Below are 9378 nucleotides of genomic sequence, written 5' to 3' on the forward strand. Positions count from 1 at the left end.
TCCGAGCGAGCGCGCCTGCCCCGAGTTGAGCTCCCAGAGCCGCACCTCACCCGTTGCATCCGCGGTGGTGAGGCTCCTCCCGCTGCGAGAGAAGGCCAGGGCGGTGATCGTGCCGGTGTGGCCTTCGAGCTGGCGCGCGACCGGGTCGGTGGCGACGTCCCACAGACGCACCCGGCCGTCCTTTCCTCCCACGACAAGCCACCGGCCCTCTGGTGAGAACTGAAAGGGAGCGCTCTCGTTGATGCCGGTGTTCTCCAAGAGCTTGACGCTTCCTGTAGCCACATCGACCAGCCGCAGCGTGCCGTCCGTACCCATCGCGGCGAGGCGTCGGCCATCGGGAGAGGCCACGAGCATGTCGAGGTACGAGGGGGTCTTCGCGAGGAGGCGGTTGGCCTCTGCCGTCACCGCGAAGAGGCGCGCGGTGGCGTCATAGCTGCCCACGGCGATCCGCCGCCCATCCGGGGAGAAGTCGAGCGGGAACACGGCTCCAGTGGGCCCTCGCAGCACTCGGCTGTGCCCCGTCGTCAGATCCCACAGCCGCGCGGTGCGGTCATCGCTGGTGGTGCCCAGGAGCTGTCCGTCCCGGGAGAAGTGGACCTGGTTGATGCGGCCTTCATGGCTCCCCAGCAGCTCGCTCCGGCCCGTGCTCAGGTTCCACAGGCGGAGCTGCCCTTCCGAGGCCCCGGCGGCCAGTCGCGCTCCGTCCGGCGAGAAGGCGAGCCACGTGGTGGCACCCACCGAGTCTCCGAGGATCCGGCCCTTGCCGGTCCGAAGATCCCAGACACGCACGGTCTGGTCCAGGGAGCCCGTGGCGGCGACGTCCCCCCGGGGCGAGAGCGCGACCGCCGTCACTGGCCCGGCGTGCTCCAGCGTGCGCGAGGTGCCCTGCTGCAAGTCCCAGAGCTGGGCGCGTGGGAGCTTCCGGGGCTGGACGATCGCATACCGTCCGTCCGGTGAGAGCACGACCTGATTGAGGAGGCCCAGCCCGGTCGTGATCGTTCGCGCCAGAGCGCCGGTGGCCACGTCCCAGAAGCGCAGCAGGTCGTCCCCTCGGCTGGCCGTGACGAGGTGCCGGCCATCTGGGGTGAACGCGATGCCGTAGACCGGCCCTGGGTGGCTCGCGAGCCATCGCTGCTCGCCTGTCTCCAGATCCCAGAGGCGCACGGCCTGTTCCTTACCCGCGGTGGCGACGAAGCGGCCCGTGGGCGAGAGCTCGAGGCGCCAGACCTCATCGGTGTGCCCAGTGAGGATGCGGACGGTGCCGCGCTCCAGATCCCAGATGCGGACCGTGTCATCGTCGCTGGCGGTGACCAGGGCTTTACCGTCGCGGGTAAAGGCCACGTCATTGATCGTCTGCGCGTGCCCCTGGAGGATGGAGGCGAAGCCGCGAGCCTGCGCATCCGCCGCGATGGTTCGCACCGCGGACCAGCGGGTGAAGGCCGGCGAGAGGCTGCGCAGCCAGGTGATGGCCTCGTTGGGATCGCGCTCCACCGCGGTGCGGGCGTGCAGCAGGGTGAGCTCATCCGCCCGCTCCTGCGTCTGCTGGCGTGCGCGCTCCGAGTCACTCCGAGCCAGCTCCGCCACGGCCCGCTCGCGCTCGGCGCGGTCTCGCTCGACCAGGATGCGGAGGATGCTCACGGTCCCCAGGGTGATCAGCGCCAGCAGGGCCACCGCGGAAACCGAGACGGCGGCCTTGTGACGCCGGACGAAGCGCCGGAACCGCTCGGCCACGGAGTAGACGTGGGCGCCGACGATCTGCCCCGTCTGGAAGCGCCGCAGGTCCTCCGCCAGCTCCAGGGCCGTGGCGTAGCGCTCGGAGGGGCTGCGGGCCATGGCCTTGGCCACGATGGCCAGCAGGTCGGCGGGAATGCCACTCTGACGCTCGCCGAGCGGCACAGGCGGGCCTCGCACCACCTCGTCGAGCACCTGCAAGGACCCGCCCTTGTCATAGGGCCGCCTCCCCGCGAGCAGGTGATAGAGGATGGCGCCCAGCGCGTAGACATCGGCGCGCTCGTCCACGGGCTGGCCCATGGCCTGCTCCGGGGGCATGTACGCCGGGGTGCCCACCACCGCGCCATGATGGGTGAGGGAAGCATCCGCGCTGGCGGGAGTGGGTGTGGCGTTGACCCCGGTGTCGTCGTCCTGGGAGAGCGACTTGGCCAGCCCCCAGTCGATGACCACCGTCTCACCAAAGGCACCCACCAGCACGTTGGAGGGCTTGAGGTCGCGGTGGATGATGCGCTCGGAGTGGGCGTACGCGATGGCCTCGGCCACCGCGAGCACGTGGGGCAGCAGCGCGAGCCGCTCCTCCAGGGTGGTCTTCTCGGCGATGACGTCCGCGAGCGAGCGGCCCGAGACGAGCTTCATCGCGTAGAAGGGTGAGCCCGTGGTCCAGCGCCCGGCCTCGTAGACAGGGACGATGGAGGGGTGTTGGAGGCGGGCGGTGATGAGCGCCTCGGAGACGAAGCGCACCTCCAGCTCGCCGCTCAGGGAGAGGAGCTCCTTGATCGCCACGGGCCTGTCCAGGCGGTGATCCCAGGCCTCGAGGATGCGGCCCATGGAGCCGTGGGCGAACTCTCCGGAGATGTCGTAGCGATCCACCTCCACCGAGGGCAGCGCCTTGGGAGTGGGGAGCGGAGAGGAGCGCGCTCGGCCACGCCGCGTTGATCCCAGCCCTGGGCTGGAGCCCTCTTTCCTGGCTCCAGGCAGGGTCATGGTGGGATCGTCCTGCTTCATGAGGACCTCCAGTGGCGGCATTCCCGTGCTGCGCCGCCAATATCGCCTCCTGCGGCGATAGAGGTCCACAAGCCCTGTACGTCAGTCCGTGTAGGCCAAGGCCCTGGGAGGGGCGCCCAACGGGGCGCGGAAGACCAGGACGGCCGCGCGCCCGGAGAGGTTGCCCACCGCTACAAAGAGGTCCAGATCCTTCATGGACAGGGAGCCGAGACCAAGTCGCGCCGGCGGCTTGCCGTACTTCTTCTCCATCTCCGCGATCGAGAGGACCTCGATGTCGTAGAGCGTCATCAGGTCCGTGCGCTTCATGCGGAGCTGCTTCACCCAGGCGGCCACCAGCTCCTCGGGAGTGTTGTACCGCTTGTCCTCGAGCTGGAACGGGTAGTGCAGCGTGCTCGCCGCTCCCCGTGCGTCTCCTGTGAGGAGGTTCTCCAGGATGGAGCGCGCCTCCAGCTTTACCTGCTGACGCCTGAATCCCTCCGCGTCGAGCTCCTTCGCCGCTACCGGTGCGGCAGCTGGAGCAGGGGGCGGCTGGGCGACCGGGGGCTTCGGGGCCGGAACAGCCGCCGCAGGGGCTGGGGCCGCCACCTTTGGCGTCGCTGGGGAAGGCACCGGAGCTGGGGCCGGCTGGGCCGCCGCAGCTGCAGGAGGTGGGGCTTTGGCTCCCGAAGCGGGGGTCGCTGGGGGTTCAGAGGGCGCCGCTTTGGCTTCAGCAGGGGGCGCCTTGGGCTCGGCAGTGGGAGCTGGAGGCGGAGCTTTGGCCTCAGCAGGGGGCGGCTTGGCCTCGGCAGCGGGAGCAGGGGGGGGAGCCTTGGCCTCGGTGGGCGGTGGCTTGGGCTCGGCAGCGGGAGCCGGGGGCGGAGCCTTGGCCTCAGGAGGTTTGGCCTCGGGAGCCGGGGCGGCGGGCGGGGCCTGAGCCGGCTCGGCCGCTGGCGCGGGCGCCTGGGCGAGAGCAGGTGAGGCGAGGGTGACGAGCAGGGCCAGGGACCAGCGACGCATGACACCTCCAAGGGGCGCAGGGGTTTTACCAGAGCCACGCCCGGATGGCCTGGGTCCCTCCTCTGGCAGGCGACGAGGCAGGTCAACTCACCGCGTGCATGTGCGGGGCGACGTTGCTATTGGGCCCCCCCGATGCCCAAGCGTACTGATATCCGCAAAGTTCTCGTGATCGGGTCGGGGCCCATCGTCATCGGCCAGGCCGTGGAGTTCGACTACTCGGGGACGCAGGCCATCAAGGCGCTCCGGGACGAGGGCGTGGAGGTGGTGCTGCTCAACAGCAACCCCGCCACCGTCATGACGGACCCGGAGTTCGCTCACCGCACCTACATCGAGCCCATCACCGTGGAGGCCGCCGAGAAGATCCTCGCCGCCGAGCGGCCCGACTCGCTGCTGCCCACCATGGGCGGCCAGACGGCCCTCAACCTCGCCAAGGCCCTGGCCGAGCAGGGCATCCTCGAGAAGTACGGCGTGCGCCTGATCGGCGCCTCGCTGGAGGCCATCAACAAGGCCGAGGATCGGCAGCTCTTCAAGGCAGCCATGCAGAAGATCGGCGTGGCGCTGCCCAAGAGCGGCTACGCGAAGTCGCTGGACGACGCGCTGGCGCTCATCGGCGAGCTCGGCTTTCCGGCCATCATCCGCCCCTCGTTCACCCTGGGCGGCACGGGCGGTGGCATCGCCTACAACCGCGACGAGTTCGAGGCGATCTGCCGCTCCGGCCTCAAGGCGAGCCCCACCTCCACCATCCTGGTGGAGGAGAGCGTGCTCGGCTGGAAGGAGTACGAGCTGGAGGTGGTCCGGGACTCGGCGGACAACGTCATCATCGTCTGCTCCATCGAGAACCTGGATCCCATGGGCGTCCACACGGGCGACTCCATCACCGTGGCCCCCGCGCAGACGCTCACCGATCGCGAGTACCAGCGCCTGCGCGAGGCCTCGCTGAAGATCATCCGCGAGATCGGCGTCGACACGGGCGGCTCCAACATCCAGTTCGGCGTCAACCCGCGCGACGGGCGCATCGTGGTCATCGAGATGAACCCGCGCGTGTCGCGCTCCAGCGCCCTGGCCTCCAAGGCCACCGGGTACCCCATCGCGAAGATCGCCGCCAAGCTGGCGCTGGGCTACACGCTGGATGAGCTGCGCAACGATATTACCCGCGACACCCCGGCCTCGTTCGAGCCCACCATCGACTACGTGGTGGTGAAGATCCCGCGCTTCAACTTCGAGAAGTTCCCCCGTGCGGACCGGACACTCACCACGAGCATGCGCTCGGTGGGCGAGGTGATGGCCATCGGGCGCACCTTCTCCGAGGCGTACCTGAAGGCGCTGCGCTCCATGGAGGCGGGCCGCTTGGCGCTGGAGCCCATCGATCTGCCCGCGGACAAGGACGAGCGGGAGAAGGTGCTGAGCGAGGCCCTGCGGGTGCCCCGCCCCGATCGCCCCTGGTACGTGGCCCAGGCCTTCCGCGAGGGCTTCTCGGTGGAGAAGGTGCACGAGCTGTCCGCCATCGATCCATGGTTCCTCCGCAAGATCGAGGATCTGGTGCAGCGGGCCCAGACGCTGCAGGAGTTCGGGCGGCTGGACCAGATCCCGGACGACGCGCTGCGCGAGGCCAAGTCGCATGGCTTCTCGGATCGGTACCTGGGGCAGCTGCTGGGCTATCCCGAGGCGGAGGTGCGGGCGCACCGGCACGCCCGGAGCATTCGTCCCGTCTACAAGCGGGTGGACACGTGCGCCGCGGAGTTCGAGGCCTACACGCCCTACCTGTACTCCACCTATGAGGAGGAGGACGAAGCGCCGCCCACGGATCGCCAGAAGGTGCTCATCCTGGGCAGCGGCCCCATCCGCATCGGCCAGGGCATCGAGTTCGACTACTGCTGCGTGCACGCCGCGTTCGCGTTGCGCGAGGCCGGGTACGAGACGGTGATGGTCAACTGCAACCCGGAGACGGTGTCCACGGACTACGACACCTCGGATCGCCTGTACTTCGAGCCGCTCACCATCGAGGACGTGCTCGAGGTGGCCGAGCGCGAGAAGCCGATAGGGGCCATCGTCCAGTTTGGTGGCCAGACGCCGCTGAAGCTGAGCGTGCCGCTGGAGAAGGCCGGGCTGGCCGTGCTGGGCACCTCGCCGGATGCCATCGATCGAGCCGAGGATCGCGAGCGCTTCTCGAAGCTGATCGAGAAGCTGGGACTGACGCAGCCGGAGAACGGCGTGGCCCGCAGCCACGAGGAGGCGTTCCGCATCGCCGAGCGCATCGGCTACCCGGTGATGGTGCGCCCCAGCTACGTGCTGGGCGGCCGGGCCATGGAGACGGTGTACGACGCGTCAAGCCTGGAGCGCTACATGCGCGAGGCGGTGAGTGCCTCGCCCGAGCACCCGGTGCTGATCGATCGCTTCCTCAAGGACGCCATTGAGGTGGATCTGGATCTGGTGGCGGACCGGACGGGGGCTGTGTTGGTGGGCGGAGTGCTGGAGCACATCCAGGAGGCGGGTGTGCACTCAGGAGACGCGGCCGCCACGCTGCCTCCGCACTCGCTGTCGCCGGATCTGGTGGAGCGGATGAAGGATCAGGCGATCGCCCTGGCCCGCGAGCTGAAGGTGATCGGGCTGATGAACGTGCAGTTCGCCACCCAGGGGAAGACGATCTACATCCTCGAGGTGAACCCGCGCGCCAGCCGCACCGTGCCGTTCATCTCGAAGGCCACCGGCGTCTCCCTGGCGAAGCTGGCGGCGCTGTGCATGGTGGGCAAGACGCTCGAGGAGCTCGGCCACACGCAGGAGGTCGAGTTCAAGCACGTCGCCGTGAAGGAGTCGGTGTTCCCGTTCGCCCGGTTCGCGGGCGTGGACGTGATCCTCGGGCCGGAGATGAAGTCCACGGGCGAGGTGATGGGGTTGGCGGACGACTACGCCTCGGCGTTCGCGAAGAGCCAGCTCGCGGCGGGGGTGAAGCTGCCGCGCGAGGGCCGGGTGTTCATCTCCGTCAAGGACGAGGACAAGCCGGCAGTGGTGGATCTGGCCCGGCGCCTGCGCGCCATGGGCTACGAGCTGGTGGCCACGGGCGGCACCCACGCATACCTGGCCACCAAGGGCATCCAGGCCCAGCGGGTGCAGAAGGTGAAGGAGGGCCGGCCCAACATCGTGGACAAGATCGTCGACGGGGAGATCCGGCTCGTGATCAACACCACGTTCGGCAAGCAGGAGATCTCCGACAGCTTCTCCATCCGGCGCGAGTCCCTCATGCACGGGATCCCGTACTACACGACGGTGCAGCAGGCCCGCATGGCAGTCGGGGCGCTGGAGGCCCTGCGGCGCTCGGAGCTGAGCGTGAAGCCGCTGCAGGACTACCTGAAGCTGATGCCGCGCTCCACGTAGACCCCGGACACCGGTAGCAACCAGGCGGGAGCGTCTTCCGCTCCCGCCTCTCGTGAGCGCGCCTCGGCCTACTGCTGGGCCGGGGTGTTCTCGGCGAAGTACTCGTGGCTGTCCGCGTTGTTCAAGGCCCGGGTCGGATCGGAGATCGCCAGGCTCTTGGCAGCGCTGTGGCCGTAGGCCCAGTCATCCGTGCCCGCCACCACGGTGAAGTGGCTCGTCTCGTGGATGATCGTGCCGGCCTTGGAGTCCGTGCCCGTCATCGGCGCCTGCCAGAACACGCTGCACAGATAGATCTTGTACGGCTGGTTCGGGTACACGTAGGCGTAGTACTTCTTCCTGCAGCTGCAGTCGAAGGTGACCGTCTTGGTGTCGTAGACGTCCTTGATGGCGATGAAGTGGCTCTTCGCCGTGTTCCAGCCGCTGCTTGAGTAGGCACCGAACCAGGTGGTGTAGCGCGGCGTGGCCGAGGGCGTGCCGTTCAGGTAGCTCACCGAGGCGTTGGCATAGTTGCTGGCGGCGCTCAGCGCCTGCAGGACCGTGGACTGCTGGGTGCTGTCGCACTTGCTGAACGACACGGCCTGGATCGTCACCTCCGGCTGGGCCTTGTACTGCTTGCTGCCGCGGCCTTCGATTCGCAGCTGCAGCTCGTTGGACGCCAGCGAGCCCACGGCGAACCGGATGGTGTAGCTGCCCGTCCGCGACAGATCGTAGGCCTCCGCCAGATCCACCGTCCACGTCTGGCTCTCACCCGGCTTGAGCGTGAGGTAGTCCGACTCCTGCGCCGCCGAGCGCTTGAAGTGGGGCCCCTCATAGGCCACCTGGGCGCCCTCGCGCGTCACCACGAACAGCGACTCTTCCAGGCCCTCGGCCGGGGTGAACCACTTGAGCAGCTTGATGGCCTTGGCGGGACCGACGCTCCGGGAGGGCCCGCTGTTGCGCAGCGTCACCTTCACCAGCGCCTCTTCCTTGGCGCCGATGGAGGCCTTGTCCGCGGACAGGGTGACCTCCAGCCCCCGGAGCTCCGTTCCAGCCGAGAGCTCCTGCTCCTCCGCGTGCGCCTCGAGCACCTGTGCACTCTCGGTGAGCGCGCCTTCATCCTCGGGGGCGCAGGCCCCCATGAGCGAAACACTGACGATGGAGCCGATCAGCCAGAGACGGCCTTGAATGAGATGGTTCATGTCGCGGACTTCCTTGTTGGGGGAATGCCCCCCGAGTGCGGACGCCCCCAGGGAGCAGCTCCATGATAACTCAGGAGGCCCATGATTTCTCGGATTCTTAGAAAATGCCGAATCTCGGCCAGCGCTCAGTGGGCTGGGGGAGGTTGGGGGGCGTCCCCCAGCATCAGCCGGCGGAGGACGGGGACGGGCGGGTAGCCGTAGGAGACGGCCTGGTCGTGGAAGCGCAGGAGCGTGAAGCCCTCGCCCCACTTCGCCCGCGCGTCCTCGCGCAGCTCCATCAGCATCTTCTTGCCCAGCGCATAGATGAGGTAGGTGGGATCGGAGGTGCCGCGGCGAGCCTCGCGCTCAGCGTTGGTGCGCGTCATGTACGCCTCCACCTCGAAGAAGCGCACGGCCTGCTCGTAGGTCATCCCGCGCGTGTGCAGGGAGAGGCCCACCATGTAGCGCGCCAGGCGCTGGAGGTAGAGCGCGAGCTGGTTGAGGCGCAGCTTGTCCGCGCTGGGGCCGGTGCCGCCGTAGCCCGCGTCGAGCATCATCTGTTCGGTGTAGAGCCCCCAGCCTTCGATGAAGGAGCCCGAGCCCAGCATCCGGCGCACCTTCGAGTCCACCCGGTGAGCCCACAGGAGCTGCACGTAGTGGCCGGGGTAGGCCTCGTGGATGGAGACAATCTGCAGCGCGTAGCGGTTATAGAAGCTCATGTGCTGCTCGGTCTGCTCGGCGCTCCACGTGGGCTCGGGCGGCGTCACGTAGTAGTAGGCCTCCGTGGCGCGCGTCTCGAAGGCCCCGGGCATGTTCATGCTGGCGAATGAGAGCGAGCGGTTGAAGGCGGGCGTCTCGGCCACCAGGGCGCGGACCTCGCTGGGAATGGTGATGAGGCGCTGGTCCACGAGGAACTGGCGTATCTCCTCCAGCGTGGCGCGCGTGCTGGGGACCAGCTCCGCCGGGGTAGGATGCTCCTTGCCCAGCTCGCGGTAGACGTCCATGGGCGCCTTGCCGGGGCCAAGGCGCGCGGCCACCTCGCGGAACTGAGCCTGGGTGCGCTTCAGCTCCGTCTGGCCCCAGGCGAGCAGCGAGTCGATGTCCTCGGTGACGCCCT

5 protein-coding genes are annotated in these 9378 nt (G+C 68.7%); 1 reads left to right on the plus strand and 4 read right to left on the minus strand.

The window, feature by feature from the left end; translation table 11 throughout:
- Positions 1 to 2736: WD40 repeat domain-containing serine/threonine protein kinase (locus VD972_RS02840; protein ID WP_324980344.1), on the minus strand; the 2736-nt coding region annotated here is incomplete at its 3' end.
- Positions 2737 to 2817: 81 nt separating this feature from the next.
- Positions 2818 to 3732, minus strand: coding sequence for a hypothetical protein (locus VD972_RS02845; protein ID WP_324980347.1), 915 nt, complete (start codon positions 3730 to 3732; stop codon positions 2818 to 2820).
- A 132-nt stretch (positions 3733 to 3864) separates the two neighbouring features.
- On the opposite strand from VD972_RS02845, the gene carB reads away from it, so the two are divergent.
- Positions 3865 to 7104, plus strand: coding sequence for a carbamoyl-phosphate synthase large subunit (gene carB, locus VD972_RS02850; protein WP_324980350.1), 3240 nt, complete (start codon positions 3865 to 3867; stop codon positions 7102 to 7104).
- Between the two features lie 68 nt (positions 7105 to 7172).
- Here the strand turns inward: carB and VD972_RS02855 are convergent, their stop codons facing one another.
- Together VD972_RS02855 and VD972_RS02860 are read right to left on the minus strand one after the other, a co-directional pair.
- Complete coding sequence (locus tag VD972_RS02855) at positions 7173 to 8282, minus strand: M35 family metallo-endopeptidase (RefSeq protein ID WP_324980354.1); 1110 nt, start codon at positions 8280 to 8282, stop codon at positions 7173 to 7175.
- A gap of 125 nt (positions 8283 to 8407) precedes the next feature.
- Positions 8408 to 9378 (minus strand): DUF885 domain-containing protein (locus tag VD972_RS02860; protein ID WP_324980357.1); only part of this gene is annotated, 971 nt, incomplete at its 5' end.

Source organism: Hyalangium sp., assembly GCF_035629615.1.
Classification (GTDB): Bacteria; Myxococcota; Myxococcia; order Myxococcales; family Myxococcaceae; genus Hyalangium.